At 71.0% G+C, this 18553-nt stretch carries 18 protein-coding genes and 2 pseudogenes; 4 read left to right on the top strand and 16 right to left on the bottom strand.

Features of this window, described 5'->3' with window-relative positions; genetic code table 11:
* Window positions 1-60 precede the first annotated feature (60 nt).
* From FVE25_RS47815 to FVE25_RS47800, 4 genes are all read right to left on the bottom strand, one after another.
* Window positions 61-1611, bottom strand: coding sequence for a glycosyltransferase family 2 protein (locus FVE25_RS47815; protein WP_157254193.1), 1551 nt, complete (start codon window positions 1609-1611; stop codon window positions 61-63).
* Between the two features lie 190 nt (window positions 1612-1801).
* Entirely contained in the window at window positions 1802-2107 is a 306-nt protein-coding gene (locus FVE25_RS47810; protein WP_157254192.1) for a ubiquitin family protein, read from the bottom strand.
* Window positions 2108-2110: 3 nt separating this feature from the next.
* Window positions 2111-3190 carry a WD40/YVTN/BNR-like repeat-containing protein gene (locus FVE25_RS47805; protein ID WP_157254191.1) on the bottom strand — a complete coding sequence of 360 codons (1080 nt, stop codon included), beginning with the start codon at window positions 3188-3190 and terminating at the stop codon, window positions 2111-2113.
* A gap of 257 nt (window positions 3191-3447) precedes the next feature.
* The gene (locus FVE25_RS47800) at window positions 3448-3807 is read right to left on the bottom strand and encodes an MFS transporter (protein WP_157254190.1); all 360 of its coding nucleotides are present in this window, start codon (window positions 3805-3807) and stop codon (window positions 3448-3450) included.
* Between the two features lie 342 nt (window positions 3808-4149).
* Between FVE25_RS47800 and FVE25_RS47795 the strand changes: the two are divergent.
* From FVE25_RS47795 to FVE25_RS47780, 4 genes and pseudogenes are all read left to right on the top strand, one after another.
* Window positions 4150-4467: pseudogene (locus FVE25_RS47795) on the top strand (helix-turn-helix domain-containing protein); the annotation flags it as partial.
* 83 nt (window positions 4468-4550) lie between these two features.
* Window positions 4551-5516, top strand: a complete 966-nt coding sequence (locus tag FVE25_RS47790) for a GlxA family transcriptional regulator (RefSeq protein ID WP_246268629.1) — start codon at window positions 4551-4553, stop codon at window positions 5514-5516.
* The gene (locus tag FVE25_RS47785) at window positions 5513-6115 is read left to right on the top strand and encodes a DJ-1/PfpI family protein (protein WP_157254187.1); all 603 of its coding nucleotides are present in this window, start codon (window positions 5513-5515) and stop codon (window positions 6113-6115) included. Before FVE25_RS47790 ends, FVE25_RS47785 begins: the two co-directional genes overlap by 4 nt.
* Window positions 6116-6163: 48 nt before the next feature.
* Window positions 6164-6562 (top strand): annotated as a pseudogene (locus tag FVE25_RS47780) (alpha/beta fold hydrolase); the annotation flags it as partial.
* Here the strand turns inward: FVE25_RS47780 and FVE25_RS47775 are convergent.
* The 12 genes from FVE25_RS47775 to FVE25_RS47725 all read right to left on the bottom strand — a co-directional run bounded on the left by FVE25_RS47775 (window position 6559) and on the right by FVE25_RS47725 (window position 18531).
* On the bottom strand, window positions 6559-7791 hold the full coding sequence (locus FVE25_RS47775) for a DegT/DnrJ/EryC1/StrS family aminotransferase (RefSeq protein WP_157254186.1): 1233 nt from the start codon (window positions 7789-7791) through the stop codon (window positions 6559-6561). The pseudogene FVE25_RS47780 and the gene FVE25_RS47775 overlap by 4 nt on opposite strands.
* Before the next feature lie 16 nt (window positions 7792-7807).
* Window positions 7808-8215, bottom strand: a complete 408-nt coding sequence (locus FVE25_RS47770) for an HIT family protein (protein ID WP_157254185.1) — start codon at window positions 8213-8215, stop codon at window positions 7808-7810.
* Window positions 8208-9806 (bottom strand): CTP synthase, encoded by a 1599-nt coding sequence (gene pyrG, locus FVE25_RS47765; RefSeq protein WP_157254184.1) that lies wholly within the window; start codon window positions 9804-9806, stop codon window positions 8208-8210. Before pyrG ends, FVE25_RS47770 begins: the two co-directional genes overlap by 8 nt.
* Window positions 9803-11227, bottom strand: a complete 1425-nt coding sequence (locus FVE25_RS47760) for a glycoside hydrolase family 3 N-terminal domain-containing protein (protein ID WP_157254183.1) — start codon at window positions 11225-11227, stop codon at window positions 9803-9805. Before FVE25_RS47760 ends, pyrG begins: the two co-directional genes overlap by 4 nt.
* A gap of 10 nt (window positions 11228-11237) precedes the next feature.
* Window positions 11238-12059, bottom strand: coding sequence for an HAD family hydrolase (locus tag FVE25_RS47755; RefSeq protein ID WP_157254182.1), 822 nt, complete (start codon window positions 12057-12059; stop codon window positions 11238-11240).
* A complete protein-coding gene (locus FVE25_RS47750) occupies window positions 12056-13138 on the bottom strand; it encodes a glycosyltransferase family 4 protein (RefSeq protein WP_246268627.1) in 1083 nt (360 codons plus the stop codon). Before FVE25_RS47750 ends, FVE25_RS47755 begins: the two co-directional genes overlap by 4 nt.
* Window positions 13135-13659 (bottom strand): dCTP deaminase, encoded by a 525-nt coding sequence (locus FVE25_RS55910; protein WP_246268625.1) that lies wholly within the window; start codon window positions 13657-13659, stop codon window positions 13135-13137. The genes FVE25_RS47750 and FVE25_RS55910 overlap by 4 nt, the downstream gene beginning before the upstream one ends.
* Window positions 13656-14204, bottom strand: coding sequence for a dCTP deaminase (locus tag FVE25_RS47745; RefSeq protein WP_157254180.1), 549 nt, complete (start codon window positions 14202-14204; stop codon window positions 13656-13658). Before FVE25_RS47745 ends, FVE25_RS55910 begins: the two co-directional genes overlap by 4 nt.
* Before the next feature lie 23 nt (window positions 14205-14227).
* A complete protein-coding gene (locus FVE25_RS47740) occupies window positions 14228-15190 on the bottom strand; it encodes a diiron oxygenase (RefSeq protein ID WP_219825979.1) in 963 nt (320 codons plus the stop codon).
* A gap of 13 nt (window positions 15191-15203) precedes the next feature.
* A complete protein-coding gene (locus FVE25_RS47735; protein WP_219825978.1) occupies window positions 15204-16217 on the bottom strand; it encodes a polysaccharide deacetylase family protein in 1014 nt (337 codons plus the stop codon).
* A gap of 83 nt (window positions 16218-16300) precedes the next feature.
* On the bottom strand, window positions 16301-17347 hold the full coding sequence (locus tag FVE25_RS47730; RefSeq protein ID WP_157254179.1) for an ROK family transcriptional regulator: 1047 nt from the start codon (window positions 17345-17347) through the stop codon (window positions 16301-16303).
* On the bottom strand, window positions 17344-18531 hold the full coding sequence (locus FVE25_RS47725) for an MFS transporter (RefSeq protein WP_157254178.1): 1188 nt from the start codon (window positions 18529-18531) through the stop codon (window positions 17344-17346). Before FVE25_RS47725 ends, FVE25_RS47730 begins: the two co-directional genes overlap by 4 nt.
* Window positions 18532-18553: the final 22 nt, after the last annotated feature.

The raw sequence follows: 18553 nt of genomic DNA, 5'->3' as shown, positions 1-18553 counted from the left end.
CGATGGCCAGCACCAGGAGGGTCGTGATGGCCAGGGTCTCGGGCCAGCGCTGCCGGTGGTTCATCGCACGAACCTCCACAGGTCGCGGATCAGCGGAAGGGCGATGTAGGTGCTGGCCGCGGCGAACAGGGCCAGCGCCCAGTAGTGCTGCCAGCCGTACACCGGGGCCCGCCAGGCGATGCCGGCCCAGACGGCGAGCGTGGTGCCGCTCAGCCAGGCCAGTGCCAGCCGGGTGATCGTGGTGACCAGGCGCGAGCGCTTGGCTCCGGCGCCGCCGCTGGGCACCCAGGCCGACACCCGGTTGCGCAGGGCGTGGAAGATGGCGAACAGGTGGCAGTAGGAGTAGAGCGTCTGGGCGCGGATGACCTCGAAGCGGTAGCGGCCGACCGAGGCGGCGGGCAGCAGCACCAGCGCCACCCACAGCGGGCCGACGAAGGGGATCATGTGCCAGGCGCGCACGTCCTGCGGGTAGGCGTAGAGCATGATCAGTCCGGGCAGCGGGATCGCGGCGATGTTGACGGCCGAGACGAAGTAGGACAGGAAGCCGCTCCAGTACGACAGCCGCACCCGCCAGCCCATCGGGGTGCGGTGGAAGTCGCGGCTGAACAGCAGGCTGAGGCAGCCCATGGCCCAGCGGTACTGCTGGGCGACGTAGGAGCCGACGTTGTCCGGCGACAGGCCCTTGGCCAGCAGCACCGGCACGTACTTGGTGCGCAGGCCGTGCTTCATGAGCGCGACGCTGGTGTAGATGTCCTCGCTGTGGTCGATCTTGGGGAATCCGTCGATGCTCTCGAGCGCGGCGCGGCGGTAGACGACGTTGGTGCCGACGCAGATGGCGCCGCCGTCGGCGTCCCGGCTGGGCTGCAGCCACCGGTAGAACAGTTCCTGGGAGGCCGCGGCGGTGCGCTGGATCCACGGCATGTCCGGCTCGGTGTCGAAGAACTGCGGCGACTGGGCGATGGCGACCTGCGGGTCCTCCAGGTAGGGGACCAGGTGGCGCAGGAAGTCGGGCCGGGGGACGAAGTCGGCGTCGAAGACCGCGACCAGTTCGTTGCCGGTCATCGACAGGCCGTGGTTGAGGTTGCCGGCCTTCTTCAGGCGGCCGCGGTCCGGCCGGCAGGTGTAGCGGAAGCCGTGGGCGGCGGCCAGATCGGCCACCTCGGGGCGGTCGGCGTCGTCGAGCACCAGCACGGTCAGTGGAGCGTTCCAGTCCAGGCGGGCGACGTGCGCGAAGGTGTTGTCCAGGACCTCCAGCGGCTCGTCCATGGTGGGCAGGAGCACGTCCACGCCGGGCGGCCGGGCCGGTTGCCAGGAGCGGGTCAGCAGCAGGTGGGATTCCCAGGTGGTGGTGCGCTGGCGCTGGCCGTCCACATAGGACAGCAGCCACCCGGCGAGGTTCACCACGAGCGCGGCCAGGAACGGCACGAGGATGGGGTGGCGCAGCGAGAAGAGGAATAATGTTCCGGCGGTAAAGGTGAGACTCAAGGGTACGGCCAGCAGCACCCACCGGCGCTGCGGCCCAAAATAGAGCGATATTTCAGAATCGGTCGGCGGGCTGGGAAGAAAGCCGTGCTGCGGCCGGATCGCAGGCGCGATCAAGGTGGCAGACATGCCGAACACCCCCGTTCATCAGGCATCATCGGTCCTAATGTAAAGAAACCTATCTAAACGGGGGTGAACGCGTCGTTAACCTCTGGGGCGCGGGGGTGGCGAATTGGGCCCCCGACATGGGATAAGTCGTGCGGTGTCCGGATTTGGTGTGTCGGACTTCACAGGAGATTGTCCATAATTAAAGTAGGTTTTAGAGCGCGGGAAGCACGTACACCTCCGCGCCCGGCGGCAGCTCGCAGTCCAGGCGGCCCACGCCGTGGCCGTTCTCCCCGCACACGATCATGTTGATGTGCCGCCGGATGCTGCCGTACTCGTCGCGCAGCCGTTCCTCCAGCGACGGGTGGACCCGGCGCAGCGTGTCCAGCGCCGACCCCAGCGTCGGCGGCGTCTCGGCGTCGGCGCCCACGGCGAAGACCTTCACCTCGCTCTGCCCGGCGACCCAGCGATGGAAGGCGCTGGGCAGCACGAACACCACCATGGTGACGGGCCTGGCCATGCCCTAGAGCACCGCCGCCCGGACCGTGTGGACGTCGGGGAGGTGGGCGGCTATCTGCGACCAGCTCTCCCCACGGTCGCGCGAGCCGTACACGCAGCCGTCACGGGTGCCGAAGAAGACGCCCGCCTCCGACGCGGTCATCGCATCACGCAGGACGGAGGCGTACACCGGCGGGCCGGGCAGCCCCTGGGCGAGCGGACGCCAGCTCTGCCCGGCGTCGTCGCTGCGGTAGACGCGGTAGCGGTGCTCGACCGGGGTGCGGTCGACGTCGGCGTGCAGCGGCAGCACGTAGACGACGTCGGCGTCGGCCGGGTCCACGGCGATCGGGAAGCCGAAGTCGCTGGGCAGCGACGAGCCGATGTCGTGCCAGCTCGAGCCGTAGTCGTCGCTGCGATAGACGCCGAAGTGATGTTGCAGGTAGAGCCGATCCGGCCGGGCGGGATGGGAGCTCACCTTGTGCACGCACTGCCCGAACTCCGGATACTGCCGGCCCTCGGGGAAGAACGGGGCGCGGATGCCCTGGTTGGCCGCCTCCCACGAGACGCCGCCGTCGGTGGAGCGATAGAAGCCGCCGGTGGAGATCGCCACGGCGAGCACCTTCGGGTCGCTCGGGTGGTTGAGGATCGTGTGCAGGCACAACCCGCCGCCGCCGGGCTGCCACTGCTCGCGATGCGGGTGTCGCCACAGCCCCTCGACCAGGTCGTAGGTGACGCCGCCGTCCTCCGAGCGGAACAGCGCGCCCGGCTCCACCCCGGCCCACACCACCTCGGGCTCGGAGGGGGAGGGCAGGAGCTGCCACACGCGCTCCAGCGTGACGCCGCCGTCCTCCGGGAAGGCGATGGGCGCCCGGCCGGCTTCCTGCCAGGTCGCGCCGAGGTCGTCGGAGTACATCACCGAGGGGCCGAAGTGGCCGTACTCGATGCCGGCCAGCAAGCGGGGAGCGCGCCCGCGGGTGTCGATGGCCACGGCGGGCACGCCGACCGTGGAGAAGTGGATCGGGCCGACCTCGAACGGGCCGCCGTCGATCGATCGGGCGAGGAACAGGCCCTTGCGGGTGCCGATCGCGAGTATGGCCTCACTCATGTCGGAGCTCCCATCGTTGCATGTTCGCTTCTCGGCCATCGTGTCACGGCATGGCGGGTACCGCCGGTGACTGCGGGATTTGTACCGAAGGTCGTTCCGTTACTTTGGGGTTAAGCTAACTTCCCACGTGAACGGTGCCGTGGGTGGCAAGTAACGCCAAAACTGGGCAAACACCCGGCGTGGCGGGTCAGTCCGGTGTCCCGGTGCGTGGGGACAGGAGGCCGGTGAGCTGACCCCGCGGGCGAGACGGGCGGTGGTCATGGTCGGCCGCCCGCCTGCGCTGCGCTCCCGCGCCGGAGCGCCGGGCCCAGCGCCCGCTGGGCGGCGAACAGGGCGATCCCGGTGATCGCGCCGGCGGCTGCCGGCGCGGCTGGTCCGGCATGGTCGAGCAGCACGGTGCCGAGCAGTGGGCCGAACACGGCGCCGACACTATAGGTTGCCGAGGCGATGCCCATGTACCCGCCGCGCAGGTCTGCCGGTGCGAGGCCGGCGAAGGTGGCGCCGTACATGACGGCGATGCCGATCTGGCCGAGGGTCCAGACCAGGACCGATACCGCGTAGCCGGCAGCGCCGTCCACCAGGGCGGTCACGCCGACGCCCGTGCCGACCAGGAGCATGGAAACCGCCGGCGCCCGCCGCCGCGACCACCGCACCCGCGGTCGTCGGCGCCAGTTGCTGCTCCTGGGTCAGATAGAGCACGAGGAACGACTGCACCATCGAGCCGGCTCGACTGACGAAGTGCGTCGCCGCCAGGGCCCAGATCAGGCGGGCAGGTCCGAACGCGGGCGGGAGGGACGCTTGCCGAGCGCTTTCGCGTGCGTGATGGATGTGCTGGAGGTCGTCATGTCAGCGACCCTAGAAGCGTCGAGAGCATCAAGAAAAGCGATGACTTCTGATGAAGGCCATCGCCATTGGCTATATTTGGCCGGTATGGCTGACATTGATCTGCGCTCGGCTACACCCAGTCCTCGGTGAGCCAGCAGATCGCCGCGCTGGAGAAGTCCGTCGGCGGCGCCGTCTTCGACCGGCCGGGAGGCCCCAGGCCGGTGCGGATCACTCCCCTGGGCGAGGGGGTCGGTTCGGCGGTGCTGCCCCGGCTCGCCCTGCACGGATCCGATGCCTGGTCCGACGACCGGCTCGGCATCCACCGCCTGCGGCCCTCGCCCACCCTCGCGTGGTCGCTGTACTGGCCGGCCGGCCGTACCCCATCGCCGCTCGCGACCCGGGCCATCGACATCGCCGTCGAGACGGCCACCGAGCTGGCCGCCCAGATGTGACACGCTCGCGCCTGCGCGGGATGGCGCGATCTGTGGGGTACGTGTCGTTGCGCCATCACCCGGGCGTCGACGACGCTGAAGCGGTGACGACTCCACGACCATGTGTCGCCTTCGTGATCTTCGAGGGCTTCCAGCCGCTGGACCTCACCGGCCCGTTCGAGGTGTTCACCCATCCGGGTGAATACCTGTGCCAGGTCGTGGCCTCCGCATCCGGGCCGGTGCGCTCCGCCGGTGGCCTGTGCGTCCAGGCCGGGCACACGGTCGACGACCTCGACCCGTCCGGCATCGACACGCTGATCGTCGCCGGTGGCAACGGTGTGGACACGGCGCGGCACGACGGCGCCCTGATCCGGTGGATCGCCGCCGCCGGGGCGTCCGCGCGGCGCGTGGCCTCCGTCTGCAGCGGCGTGTTCCTGCTGGCCGCGGCCGGCCTGCTGGACGGCAGGCGGGTCACCACGCACTGGCGCAGGGAGGATCAGCTGGTCCGGGAGCATCCCGAGGTGATCGTGGACTGCGATCCGATCTTCATCCGGGACGGTCACGTGTGGACCTCGGCGGGGGTGACCGCGGGGATGGATCTCGCGCTCGCGCTGGTCGAGGACGATCTCGGGCGGCACGTGGCCCATGACGTGGCCCGCGAGATGGTGCTGTTCCTGCGCCGTCCCGGCAGCCAGTCGCAGTTCAGCGTGCCGTTGTGGTCCGCCCAGCCGTCCAGTGACCGGATCCGCGTGGTGGTGGAGGCGATCCACGCCGATCCGGGCGCCCGGCACGGCCTGCACGAGCTGGCCGAGCGTGCCGGGTTGAGCCCGCGTCACCTGCAGCGGCGCTTCACCGCCGAACTCGGCGTGCCGCCCGCGACCTACGTCGAGCGGGTACGGGTCGAGGCGGCGGGCCGCGCCCTGGTCGAAGGCGACGAGCCGGTGGAGGTGGTCGCCCGGCGAAGCGGATTCGGCACCGCGGAGTCCCTGCGCCGCGTCTTCCACCGCCATCTGGGAATCTCCCCATCCGAATACCGGGACCGATTCCGATCTGCGAAGGAGTACGCATGACGAGCTACGGGCTGCTGATCTTCGAGGGTGCGGAGGAACTCGACTTCGCCGGGCCCTGGGAGGTGTTCACCGCGTCGGCCATGGTCCGCGACCGGGGCGACACGGCCGTGCTGATCGCCGAGCGGGAGGATCCGGTGCGCTGCGCCAAGGGCATGCGCGTGCTGCCCGACCACACGCTGCACGACCACCCCCCGCTGGACGTCCTGCTGGTCCCCGGCGGCACGGGCACCCGCCGGGAGGTGTGCAATCCGGCGGTGACCGGCTGGATCGCCAAGGTCTCCGCCCAGGCGGACTGGGTGAGCAGTGTGTGCACCGGCTCGCTGCTCCTGCACGAGGCAGGACCGGCACGAAACCGCCGCGTCGCCACCCACCACGCCTTCGAGGACACGCTCCAGGCCCGCGGACAGATCACCGTGGTGCGTGACGCGCGCTACGTCGTCGACGGCAACCTCGTCACCAGCCAGGGCGTCTCCGCCGGAATCGACATGGCGCTGTGGCTGATCGGCCGCCTGCACGGCCGCGAGCACGCGCGTGCGGTCCGCCGCTACATACAGTACGAGCCCGCGCCGCCCTACCTCGCCGACGAGCCCACCGGCTGAGTACGGCGACGCCGAAGAAGCCGACGGCGTGATCACCGTGCCCGCTATCCCTACGTCAGCTTCTACCAGGACGTCCCCTTCTACCAGGACGTCCCCTTCTACCAGGACGTCCCCCGGGAACTGGCCGAAGAGGCGCTGAGCAAAGAACGCGCCCATCACCCCTCCAGGACCGCCTCCGCCGCTCCGTGGCCGCTGGCCGCCTGGCCGGACGTGCCGACCAGGTTCGTGCTCAGCACCGAGGACCGCACCTTCCCGCCCGACTTCATGCGCCGGCTGGCTGCCGACCGCCTCGGCATCGTCGCCGACGAGATCCCGGGCAGCCACTGCGTCGCCCTCAGCCGCCCCAAAGCAGTGGCCGACCTGCTGGTCGGCTACGCCGCCAGTGCAGCGCAGCCGCCACATCCGTCTGGCAGATGCGGCCAGAGGGCGGCTCAGCGCGGTTCCTAGGAAAGAACGCGGTCCAGCACGGCGCGGAAACGATCGGCCTTCCGCGCGACCTCGGCGGCGGTGCTCCGCACGGTGACGCCGAACCCGGCCCCGAGATAGGAGTCGGAGAGCCCGATGGCGATCGCGATCGAACGGCCGAGCAGGTCGTCGGTGCGGGGGAGGCAGCCGGGCCGGTAGCCGCCCGCCGCGGCGGCGGTCAGGCCGGGGTGGAAGGGGGCGGAGGGGCGTCCGGCCGCGGTCAGCGCGGGCAGGGCGGGGATGCGGGCGTAGTTGTGCTTGGGCGATTCGGCCAGCACGGTGATCCCGAGCTCGCCTGCCACGGCACGGGCGGCCTCGGCGCTGCCGAAGATGTAGACGGCCAGGGTTCCGCACTCGCCGCCGGCGTCGTGGAAGGTACGGCGCCGCACTCCCGGCCGCGGCGGGACCTGCGCGACGAAGGACTGTTTGACCTGGCGGGTTCGTCGCAGGATCGCCGCCATCTTGCCCAGCTGGGCCCGGGCGACGGCGGCGGCGAAGTCGGTCATGTGCAGGTTGAGCCCGAACAGCAGGTCGCCTTCGCCGGTTTCCAGCCCGCCGGGCAGGAAGCCGTGGTCGTGAAAGGAGAAGGCCCGCTGGTGGAGGCGCGGGTCCGCGGTGAGCACGAAGCCGCCTTCACCGGCGGTGATGACCTTGAACGGGTTGAGCGAGAACGCGCCGACGTCCCCCCACGTCCCCAGGGGACGCCCTCGGTAGGTTGCCCCGCACGCCTGCGCCACGTCCTCGACGATCGCCACGCCGTGCTCGCGGGCCAGCGCCGTGAGCGCGTCCATGTCGCTGGGCGCGCCGAGCATGTGGACCGCCATGATGGCCCGCGTGCGCGGCGTGAGCCGGCGGCGCACGTCCGAGACGTCGAGCGTGAAGGACTCGTCGATCTCGGCGAGCACCGGCGTGGCCCCGCTGTAGACGATCGTGGCCAGCGAGGCGACGAACATGTAACCGGGCACGATGACCTCGTCCCCGGGCCCGATGCCCAGCGCGGCCAGGGCGGTGAGCAAAGCCGACGTGCCGCTGTTGACCGCCACGCAGTACGGCGCGGCGAACCGGGCGGCCGCCTCGGTCTCGAAGCGGCCGATCTGCGACTCCACGGTGAGGGCGCCGAAGGTGTCGCCGGCCTCGCGCCACTGCTGGACGACTTCGAGGAGGTTCTTCTCCTCTTCGCTGCCGAAGTAGGCGTAGCCGGGTCCGGGCATGGTGCCTCCTTGGGGGTTAGGGCAGGGCGAGCAGGTCGCGGGTGTGCCGCAGCGCCGACAGCGGGAGGGGCTCGGCCTGCCACGGCCGGTGCAGGTGGTCGCCGAGGGTACGCGGGACGAGATGGACGTGCAGGTGGAAGACGTCCTGCCAGCCGGCGGCGCGGTTGGCCTGGAACAGCGTGAGCCCGTCGGGCGCCAGGACGTCGCGGATGCGCCGGGCCAGGTGGTGCACGGTGCGCATGACCGCCACGGCGTCGTCTTCGGAGACGTCCCAGAGGTCGGCCGCGTGCAGTTTCGGGATGACCAGCGTGTGCCCGGGGGTGACGGCCGTGATGTCGAGGAAGGCGAGGGTGCGCTCGTCCTCGAACAGGACGGCGGTCTGCGCCCGCCCGCTGACGAAGTCGCAGAACACGCACTCAGCCACCGGCTTCCCCTTCCGCGTGCCGTACGGCGGCGCCGACCAGACCGGCGAAGAGCGGGTGAGGGCGGGTGGGACGGGAGCGGAACTCGGGGTGGGCCTGGGTGCCCAAGAAGAAGGGGTGGACCTCGCGGGGCAGCTCCACGTACTCCACGAGCCGCCCGTCGGGGGAGAGCCCGGTGAGGCGCAGCCCCGCCTCCTCGAGGCGGGAACGGTAGGCGTTGTTGACCTCGTAGCGGTGCCGGTGGCGTTCGGTGACCTCGGCCTCGCCGTACACCTCGTGCACGAGCGAGCCTCCGGCGAGGTCGGCGGGGTACAGGCCCAGGCGCATGGTGCCGGTGACGATGACGGGGTGGCCGGTCGTGGCGTCGAATTCGGCGCTGCCCGCGCCCGTGAGCCCGGCCAGCGACCTGGCGGCCTCGATGACCATGCACTGCATGCCGAGGCAGATGCCGAGGAGCGGCAGCCGATGTTCGCGGGCGTGCCGGACGGCGCTCACCTGGCCTTCGATGCCGCGCACACCGAACCCGCCGGGCACCAGGACGCCGTCGACGCCGTCCAGCCCGGCCGCCGCGCCGGCGGCGGAGGCGCAGGCGTCGCCGGCGACCCGCCGGATGCCGACGCGCACGTCGCCGGCGAACCCGGCGTGCTGCAGCGCCTCGGTGACCGACAGGTAGGTGTCGGGCACGCCGGGGCACTGGCCCACCAGGGCGATCGTGACCTGTTTGGCGGGATGGTGCACCCGGTGCAGAAGGTCGTCCCACGCGGTCCACTCCACGTCGCGAAACGGCAGCCCGAGCCGCTGGACGACGTAGGCGTCCAGGCCCTCTGCGTGCAGCACCTTCGGGATGTCGTAGATGCTGGCCGTGTCGACCGCGCTGACCACGGCTTCCTCGTCCACGTCGCACATGAGGCCGATCTTGCGCTTCAGCCCTTTGGCGATGGACCGGTCGGCGCGGCAGACGATGGCGTCGGGCTGGATGCCGATGGAGCGCAGCGCGGCCACCGAGTGCTGGGTGGGCTTGGTCTTGAGCTCGCCGGACGGGCCGATGTAGGGCAGCAGCGACACATGCAGGAAGAAGCAGTTGGTCCTGCCGATCTCATGCCGGATCTGGCGGATGGCTTCCAGGAACGGCAGGGACTCGATGTCGCCGACGGTGCCGCCGACCTCGGTGATGACGACGTCGGTGCCCGCGGTCGCGGCCATCGAGCGGATCCGGTCCCGGATCTCGTTGGTGATGTGCGGGACCACCTGCACGGTGTCTCCGAGGTAGTCGCCGCGCCGCTCCCTGCCGATGACGTCGGCGTAGATCTGGCCGGTGGTGACGTTGGCGGTCCGGTCGAGGTCGATGTCGAGGAAGCGCTCGTAGTGGCCGATGTCCAGGTCGGTCTCGGCGCCGTCGTCGGTGACGAAGACCTCCCCGTGCTGGAAGGGGTTCATCGTCCCCGGGTCGACGTTGAGGTAGGGGTCGAGCTTCTGCATGGCCACCCGCAGGCCGCGCAGGGTGAGCAGCCGGCCGAGGCTGGAGGCGGTCAGCCCCTTGCCCAGGCTGGAGGCGACCCCGCCGGTGACGAAGAGGTGTTTGGCCGGGCTCATGGTCCGGCCAGCAGGTCCGCCGCCGCCTGGAGGTTGACCCGGCCCGCGCCGAAGGTGGTGATGCAGGCGCCCGAGGTCAGGCCCGCGTCGTCGGGCATGCCGATGGCCACGAGGATCGCGCCGGGCCGATCGGCCAGGGCCTTGAGCGTCCATTCCCGCATCCACGGGATGCGGTAGGCGTCGCGCACCACGATCACCAGCGGGCCGCCGGCGGGCGGGAGGGGGTCCGCGGGGCCGTGGATCTGCTCGGCGCGACCCAGCAGGGAGCGCGCGTCCAGGGCCTCGGCCATGCTCCAGGCGGCCTCCCCCACGATCGAGTGCGCTTCCGCGCGCACTTCGGCCACGGCCGCGGGTCCGGGCAGGACGACCGCGCCATGCCCGCGAACCGCGCGCCGCGCCGCCTCCCCTCCGACGGGGCCGGGATCCGCGGCGACGGCGGCGGCCCGCACCGCGTAGCGCCGCCGCATGAGGCCGACCCGCTCCGCAGACTCCTCGATCGCCAGGACGCCGTGCTCGATCGCGCCGGCGACGGCCGCGTGGATCCGCGTGTAGAGCTCCTCGTCCACGCCGGGCCCGAGCAGCACCAGGTCGGCTCCGGCCGCCAGTGTCGTCACGGCCGCGGCCACCGCCTGCTCCGGCCCGTTGCCCGCTTCGATCGCGACCGCGGTGCTGAGCGCGACGCCCCGGTAGCCGAGCTCGTCTCTCAGCACCTCGCGCAGCGCCCTGCGGCTCAGCGTCGCCGGCTGCTTCGGATCGAGTGCGCTGTAGACGACGTGGGCGATCATGACGCTGGCCGCGGCCGCCGCGGCGGCGAAGGGCGTCAGTTCCCGCCGGCGCAGCGTCCCGGCCGGGCAGGTGACCACGGGCAGGCTGTGGTGGGGATCGGCGGTGGTGTCGCCGTGGCCGGGGAAGTGCTTGGCGGCCGCGGCGACCCCGGCCTCCTGCATGGCGTCGATGAACGCGGCGCCGTGCACGGCGACCAGATCCGGTCGCGCCCCGAACGAGCGCACGCCGATGACGGGGTTGCCGGGATCGCTGTTGACGTCGACCGACGGCGCGAGGTTGTAGTTCACGCCGTGCGCCAGCAGATCCCCGGCCATCGCCAGCGCGACCCGCCGGGTCAGGGCGGGGTCGTCGACGACGCCGAGCGCCAGGTTGCCCGGATAGGAGCTGCCCGCGCCGTACTCCAGGCGGGTGACGTCGCCGCCCTCCTCATCGAGGGAGACCAGCATGTGGGGATCGTGTTCGTGTACGGCTGCCGCCAGATCCGAGATCGTGGCGGGATCACGCAGATGCGGCCCGGGGAAGATCGTGACCCCGGGGAACCCGGCCTCCAGCCCCCGGCGCACCCACGGAGGCAGGGCGGTGCCGGTGACACCGGGAAGCATGCAGGAATACACCAGGCGGTCGAGCTCGCTCACTGCTTGCTCCTTATCCGGTAGGGCTGCTCGCGATGGGGAAGAGCTGTTCCAGGATCTTCGCGACCCCGTCGTCGTCGTTGCCGTCGATGACCTGGTCGACCGCGCCGAGTACGCGGGGATGGGCGTTGGCCACGCCGTACGAGCGGCCGGACCAGCTCAGCATGGGCAGGTCGTTGGGCATGTCACCGAAGGCCACGACGTCCGCGGCGGACAGGCCGCGCTCGGCGGCGAGGCGGGTGAGCGCCGCGGCCTTGCTGACGCCCTTGGCGACGGCTTCGACCAGCCGCAGGCCGTTGGAGTGGTAGACGGTGAGGATGTCGCCGAGGTGCGGCGCGGCCAGATCCAGCAGCTGGTCGGCCGTCAGCCGAGGGTGGCGGCCGAGCAGCTTGGGCGCGGGCCTGGCCAGGAGCGCCGCGTCCGGGAGCCGCTGGAGGGTGACGTCGGCGTCCCACTCCCACGGCTCGTACAGCGCGTCACCGGCCAGCTCGGTGGCGTACTCGACGGCCAGCCCGATCTCCGGTACGGCGGCGCGCAGCCGCAGGGCGGCCTCGGCCAGGATCGCGGGCTCGATGGGGTACTCGGCGACCGGACGGCGGGTGCCGAGGTCGTGGACCAGGGCGCCGTTGGAGCAGATCGCCGTGCCGCAGGATCCGAAGAGCAGGCCGATGTCGTCCATCTTGCGAGGTGGCCGGCCGGTCACGAAGACCAGTTCGGCCCCTGACCGCAGAACCCGCTCGACGGCCGCCAGGGTGCGGGCGGAGATCGTCCCGTCGCTGCGCACCAGGGTCCCGTCGAGGTCGGTGGCGATCAGCCGGGGCGGGCGCGCGGTCATCCGATCAGCTCTCTCGAAAGCCGGTGGAGGCGGCGTGCCGTACCGGACAGAGGGAAGCGGGCCGCGTTGGCGAGGCCGGCGCCGCGGTAGTGGCGCAGTTCGCCGGGATCGCGGCGCAGCCGGGCGACGGCGGCGGCCGCGGCCCGCACGGAGCCGGACGCCTCGACCGCGATGGCGGACTCGCCGAGCACCTCCACCAGGCCGGGGACCGGCCGGTACAGGACGGGCAGGCCGCACGCCTGCGCCTCGACGGCGACCAGGCCGAACGCCTCCAGCCTGGTCGAGGGCACGATCAGCAGGTCGTGCCCGGCGAAGTTCTCCCACAGGGACGGGCGGGGCAGCCAGCCCAGGTAGCGCACCCGCGACAGGTCGGCGCGTGCCGCCAGCGCGGCGTACTCGGCGGCGGGCGCGGCGACGCTCAGCACGACGCCGTCCATGTCCGCCAGCGTCCGCAGCAGGGGCAGGGGCGCCTTCTCCGCGGCGAGTCGGCCGGCGTACAGGAGCCGGAGGGCCTCGCCGTCCGCCCGGTCGCCTCGTGGCGGCGGGCTGGTGAGCAGGCGGTCGGGAACGCCCCAGGGGATGTGGACGATGCGGCCGGCTTCGACGTTCACCAGGCGCCGCAGGTGGTCCGCCATCGCGGCCGTGGGCACCACGATCGCGTCGGCGGCGCGGGCGCTGTCCCGCAGGACCTGGAGCTGGGTGGGGTGGTCGGCGGCGAAGATGAGGTCGGTCCCGTGGACGAGTGCCAGGCGCGGATGGCCGGGGAAGGCGCGCAGGAGTGCGGGGGTCGCGCCGAAGGCCAGGTGCTGCAGGTGGAGGAGGTCGTAGCGGTCCTGCGGGAAGCGGCGCTCGATGGCGCGGGCCAGATCCTTGACGTAGGCCCAGAAGCCCTCTCCGGCGAGCTGTTTGCCGGCGACGTCGAGCAGGATCGGGCCGTCGGGCTGAGCGCGGCCCCCGCCGGTCAGCATGAACGCGTCGGCCTTCAGCGGAGCGGCGGGATCCAGGTACAGGTCCCGGAGGAGTTCGACGCTGCCGCCCCGGCTGCCCAGCGGCAGGTCGACTCCGGTGAGGATGGTCAATTGAACTCCTCGTGCAGACGGGAGTGGTCGATGCCGGTGGTCCGCGTGTACTTCAGCCCCATCTGCTGGTAGCTCGCCTGCCGGCCGAACCCGGCGATGAAGATGATCTTCCCGAAGGTCATCCGCGGATAGACGCGGACGGGCCGGGCGACCCTGATCTCCAGGGTCCACTGAATGGCGTGCCCCATGTGCCCGAGCGGGGCCGAGACGTGCACCCATATTCCCAGCGCGCCCACGGAACGGTCGCCGTTGATCATCTGTGCGAATCTCTCCGTGTGCGTGCGCTCATGGGTGAACCCGAGGTAGAGCCTGCCGGGCAGCAGGACCAGCCCTTCGGGCGGAATGGCCAGCTCGGTGAACTCCACGGGCACCGCCGCGTCCAGTTCGGCGTCGCACATGCGAAGGTGGTCGCCGAGACGCCAGTCGTAGGCGTTGGGGGAGACCCGCTCGGGGTGGAAGGGCTCGATGACGATGTCGCCGCGCTCGACGGCGAAGACGATGGCCCGCCGGGTGAGGATCACAGCGCGGCCACCTGCGTGGTCGCGCGGGCGCCCCTGTCGCGCCAGTAGCGCGACTCCTGAGGGCCTTGGGAGCTCTGGTACTTGCCGGTGTACAGATCGATCTCGCCGACGGACACGAAGAACATGATCTGCCCGATCTTCATCCCGGGATAGACCTTCAGCGGGCGGACGGGGGAGAGCATCAGCGTCCACTGCCCGTGGAAGCCGATGTCGCCGATGGGCGCGGTGATCTCGACGAACAGGCCCAGCCGCCCCACGGACGAGCGCCCGAACAGGAGCGGGACGTAGACGTCGGAGCCGATCCTCTCGATCGTGTGACCGAGGTAGAGCTGGTCGGGCCGGAGCACGTGGCCGCCGCCGTCCATCGTGATGGTCTCGGTGGGATTGGGCAGATAGGGGTCGATGACGTCGCCGGAATAGGTGACGAGGCTGTCGCCCAGGCAGACGTTGTAGCTGTTGGGATTGACCTGGTCGGCATGGAACGGAGAGATCGCGATACGGCCGTCGGCCGACGCTTCGATGATCTCCGGACCGGTGAGAATCATGAAGCTGTCCCCCGTGCGAAGGCTTATCGGCGGGCGAAGTCGTAGTCGACGCGGTCTTCGATCTCGAGGTCGCAGACCAGCCGCTCCACCGTGGAGAAGTCGGTGAGCAGCAGCTCGGAGTCCGAGGATCGCCGGGTGTCGGCGATGATCTCGTCGGCGTGGCCGACGCCGGCGAAGGAGAGGATCTCGGGCCACAGCTTGTAGTCCTCGGCGCCGAAGGCCACGATCGCCTCGGGCAGCGTGCGGATGAACAGCTCCCGCTGCTCCTTGTTCAGGTGGACGAACACGTCCTTCATCACCTCCGCCAGGATCGGCCCGTGCGCGGCCTCGTCCCTGGCGTGAAGCCTGGCCACCAGCGCGTGCATCGGCTGGATCGTGCGATCGCGCGCCAGCAGCTCGAGGAAGTTGTTGATGCTCACCTCGCCGACCACCGTCCAGAGCAGGAACAGCAGGTCGCGCTCCCACTTCTCGCTGCGCTCGGCGCTCAGCCGGTGAAGGCGCCGGTTGGTGACCGGGTGCGAGTAGTCGGGTTCGGTGGTCAGGCCGCGGGCCTCCTCGGTCCGTTTCATCGCCGTCATGTGCATGTAGGTATGCCAGACCTCGTCGATGTGCGACTGCTGGATCGCCTCCTTGACCTCATACCGGTCGACACCGGGAAACACCCCGTGCGCGAGCATCTCGAACGTCGGATTCGCCACGTGCTCCTCCGCGGCGATCACCCGCGCGTTGAATGCCTGCCAGGCCAGGGTGTTCACCAGCCTGCGCTTGGCTTCGGGAGCTTCGGCGAAGCGCGGGTGCCCGCCGAACGGGATCAGGTGCGCGGGGTAGTCGTCGAGATCCTCCGCGTAGGGGGCGGGCTCCATGAAACCGGCCATGTCCGTCCGGATCGTCGCCCGCCGTGGCCAGGCCGCGACGATACGCCGGAGCGTGCTCGGCCCGACCTCGGGTTCGGAGTGGAGAATCTGTTCGTCCATACGGCCGGTCAAGGCAAGCCTCCTTTTAGGCGGTCGTCAAGCTGCTGACCGTGACGAATTCGTAGTCCTGGCTGAGCAGGCCCTCGATGATCTGGGGGAGCGCGGCGACCGTCTGGGAGCGGTCGCCGCCGCCGTCGTGCAGCAGCAGGATGGAACCCGGCCGCGTGTCGGCCAGGACGCGGGCGGCGATCACGCCGGCGCCGGGCATGGCCCAGTCGAAGGGCTCGACGTCCCACAGGACGGTGGTGAGCTTCAGGCCCACGAGCCAGGAAAGGATCACCGAGGAGCGCGAGCCGTACGGCGGCCTGAACCACGACCGTGCCCCCCGCCCGGTCAGGCACTCGGCGGTGCGTTCGACCTGGGTGGCGAGCTGACGCCTGCTCAGGTCGGGGAGGAAGGCGTGGGACCAGGTGTGGTTGCCCAGCTCGTGACCCGCCTCGCCGATGCGGGTGACCAGGCCGGGCAGGCCGCTGGCGTGCAGCCCCACGCAGAAGAAGGTCGCGGGGATGCCGTAGCGCTGGAGCGTGTCCAGCACCTGCCCGGTGTAGAGGGGGTGGGGGCCGTCGTCGAAGGTCAGCGCGATCCGGCGCAGGTCCCTTCTGCCGTGGCTTATGCAATGCCCGGCCTCGGTCAACTCCCTTTCGGTAATCCTGGCTTCCAGAATTCCCTTTTCGACTTCCGCGAGGCGGCCTGTCAGACTTCCCGACGCTAATTCCAGGCGCACCAGTTTCGGTAAGTTCGCGCGCGCGGTTTCGGCGAGGGAAAATGCGCTGACCGACCCGAATTCCGGTGCGGCGCCCAGCGTCCAGGGGTCGGCCCGATAAACCGTGAGCCCGGCCGCCAGCATGGTTCCGTCCAGCATTCCGTTACTGCTGTCCACCACCACTGTGGGGCTCTGGAGTGCGAAGATGTACTCGAATAGAACGAGCAGGTCAGCGGCCCCGAATCGTTGGTCGGGCATTTTCCGCGTGCCGGACCGATCAATGACGCTGATTTCGTAGCCGTCACCCGTCCAGGCGATACCCGTGTAAACCACCATGGGATCCTTAGGTCGGCTCGGACAACAATCATGTGAGTCCAGACTCATGACTGTCAAGAAGCCGAACCAAAATTTTCAACTGTTTACGGCAGGTTATCGATCACTCCAATCGGGTCCGCGAGCAGTGCGGAAAAGGCCAGTTCCGCGGTGCCGACCAGAATGGCGTCGTCACCCAGCGCCGCGTTGACGAGCTGGATCCCGTGGCATCGGCCGGCCGGCGGGGTGTTGAGCGCGCGCAGGCTCCCTCCGAAGACGATCAGCTCCGGCGCGAAGAGCACGCGCAGCTTCGCCAGCCCGGCCTCCAGCACGCGCCGGGCCGATGTCCCGTCGCCGCGGCCCAGCTCGGCTTCGAGGCAGCCACGTGAGCCGCAGCGGCAGGCGTGCCCGTCAGGGGTGACGATCAGATGGCCGAGGTCGACCCCGTACCCCTCGTCGCCTCCGATCGGGGCCCCGCCGATCACGACCCCGCCGCGAAGCCCGTCCCTGCTCTGCAGGTAGATGAGATTCTGGCGGCCGATCCCGGCGCCGCGCCTGTGCTCGGCGGTCACCGCGAGGTTGACGTCGTGGCCGATCAGAAAGGGCCGGTTCCGGTACGGCTCGGCCCGGCGCGCCGCCCGGACCGCGCCCAGCAGGTTCTCGCGGGCCGCGGCGCCGGCCCCGGCCACCGCGCGCGCGGGCGGCGGGACCGAGACCCCGGCGCCCACGCAGACGCTTCCCCGGCTCGCTTCGCGCACGAGAGCCGAGCCGACCCGGACGATCTGCCATGCCGTGGCCTCGGCGCGGCTGTCGATCGCGACCTCGCGGCGCTCGAGCACCCGGCCCCCGAGCGCCACCCGGGCCGCGGACAGGCCGTCCGGGCGCAGGTCGAAGGCCAGCACGTACGCGCCGGAGCCCGGGAGCACGACGAAGGACGGCCGGCCCGCTCGCGACGCGCGGCGGCGGGGAGTCTCCTCGCGCACCAGGCCGGCTTGCGTGAGCTCCCCGGTCAGCGTGAGGATCGTGCTGCGATTGAGGTGGAGCCGGTCCGCCAGGATGGCGCGGGTGGCCGACCCCTGCAGATGCACGTGCTTGAGCACGGCGGCGAGATTGCCGCGCCGTATCCTCTCCTGAGCCGACGCCACCTCTCTCACCCGCTCTTCCCCTCTCTTGAGGTCAGGGCCTGAGGCCGTGCGGCGACCGGGGCGCGGAACGCCGAGGCGCCTGCGGCCACGCAGCCCCCCAGCACCGTGATCAGGATGAAGGCCACCGGCAGCGACGTGATCCCGGCGATCGCGCCGACCGCGGCCGGCGCGATGAGATTGGACAGGTACGTGACGGTCGCCACGCTCGCGATCGACGTGTTGGGATCCTCGCCGCGCCGGCCCGCCGTGGCGAAGGCCAGCGGGACGATGACGGCGATGCCGACGCCCAGCAGCGCGAAACCGGCGATGACCGGCACCGGGTCGCGGCCGATCACGATGAGCACGCCGCCGGCCACCGAGACGATCCCGCAGCCGCGCACCGTGCGGACCGGTCCCCAGCGCCTGACCACCAGGTCGCCGCACACGCGCGCCGCCCCCATCGTGAAGCTGAACGCCGTGAAGCTCGCGGCCGCGATCCCCGGCGAGGCGCCGGCGATGTCCTCCAGGTAGATGGCGCTCCAGTTGCCGGCCGCGCCCTGCGCGAACTGGGCGCAGAAGCCGACCAGGCCGATCGCGACGACCGCCCGAGCCGGCCAGGCGAATCCGCCGCGCGCCGCCACCGCCGAGCCGCCGCCTGCTCCCACGTCCAGGAGGTGGCGGCAGCTCAGCGCCGCCACCAGGATCAGGAGGACCGCCATCAGCCCCAGATGGAGGCGCGCGTCCAGAGCGGCGGCGGCCGCCAGGGCTCCCAGGCCCGATCCGATCAGCCCGCCCGCGCTCCACGCCCCATGGAGACCGGACATGATGGAGCGGCCGGCACGCTGCTCGACCCCGACGCCGTTGGCGTTCATGGCGACGTCGGTGATGCCGCCGGCCGCGCCGTACGTGAGCAGGGCCACCCACAGCAGAGGCAGAGAGGGGGCCATGACGGGCAGGACGACGGTGAGGCTCAGCGCCACGGTCATGACGAGCAGGGCGCGGCGGCTGCCGAGGCGGCGCATGACGCGTCCGGCCATGGGCATCGCGAAGCAGGCCGAGATCGCCGGCGCCACCAGCGCGGCGCCGAGCGCGGCGGGGCCGAGCTCGAGCCGGTCCTGGATCCACGGGATCCGCGTGGCGAAGGCTCCCAGGCCGGCGCCATGGACGGCGAAGATCACGGTGACGGCGAGACGGGCACGCCTGATCTCGTTCATGACAGAATGGAATCTATCAGGC

The organism is Nonomuraea typhae (assembly GCF_009760925.1).
Lineage (GTDB): Bacteria > Actinomycetota > Actinomycetes > Streptosporangiales > Streptosporangiaceae > Nonomuraea > Nonomuraea typhae.
This window is presented reverse-complemented; position numbering and strand designations above follow the sequence as displayed.

What these genes read in the sequence shown, in the direction of transcription:
- FVE25_RS47815 (WP_157254193.1), bottom strand. Translation starts at nt 1,611, where the DNA reads ATGTCTGCCACCTTGATCGCGCCTGCGATCCGGCCGCAGCACGGCTTT.
- FVE25_RS47810 (WP_157254192.1), bottom strand. Translation starts at nt 2,107, where the DNA reads ATGGCCAGGCCCGTCACCATGGTGGTGTTCGTGCTGCCCAGCGCCTTC.
- FVE25_RS47805 (WP_157254191.1), bottom strand. Translation starts at nt 3,190, where the DNA reads ATGAGTGAGGCCATACTCGCGATCGGCACCCGCAAGGGCCTGTTCCTC.
- FVE25_RS47800 (WP_157254190.1), bottom strand. Translation starts at nt 3,807, where the DNA reads ATGCTCCTGGTCGGCACGGGCGTCGGCGTGACCGCCCTGGTGGACGGC.
- FVE25_RS47785 (WP_157254187.1), top strand. Translation starts at nt 5,513, where the DNA reads ATGACGAGCTACGGGCTGCTGATCTTCGAGGGTGCGGAGGAACTCGAC.
- FVE25_RS47775 (WP_157254186.1), bottom strand. Translation starts at nt 7,791, where the DNA reads ATGCCCGGACCCGGCTACGCCTACTTCGGCAGCGAAGAGGAGAAGAAC.
- pyrG (WP_157254184.1), bottom strand. Translation starts at nt 9,806, where the DNA reads ATGAGCCCGGCCAAACACCTCTTCGTCACCGGCGGGGTCGCCTCCAGC.
- FVE25_RS47755 (WP_157254182.1), bottom strand. Translation starts at nt 12,059, where the DNA reads ATGACCGCGCGCCCGCCCCGGCTGATCGCCACCGACCTCGACGGGACC.
- FVE25_RS47745 (WP_157254180.1), bottom strand. Translation starts at nt 14,204, where the DNA reads ATGATTCTCACCGGTCCGGAGATCATCGAAGCGTCGGCCGACGGCCGT.
- FVE25_RS47735 (WP_219825978.1), bottom strand. Translation starts at nt 16,217, where the DNA reads ATGGTGGTTTACACGGGTATCGCCTGGACGGGTGACGGCTACGAAATC.
- FVE25_RS47725 (WP_157254178.1), bottom strand. Translation starts at nt 18,531, where the DNA reads ATGAACGAGATCAGGCGTGCCCGTCTCGCCGTCACCGTGATCTTCGCC.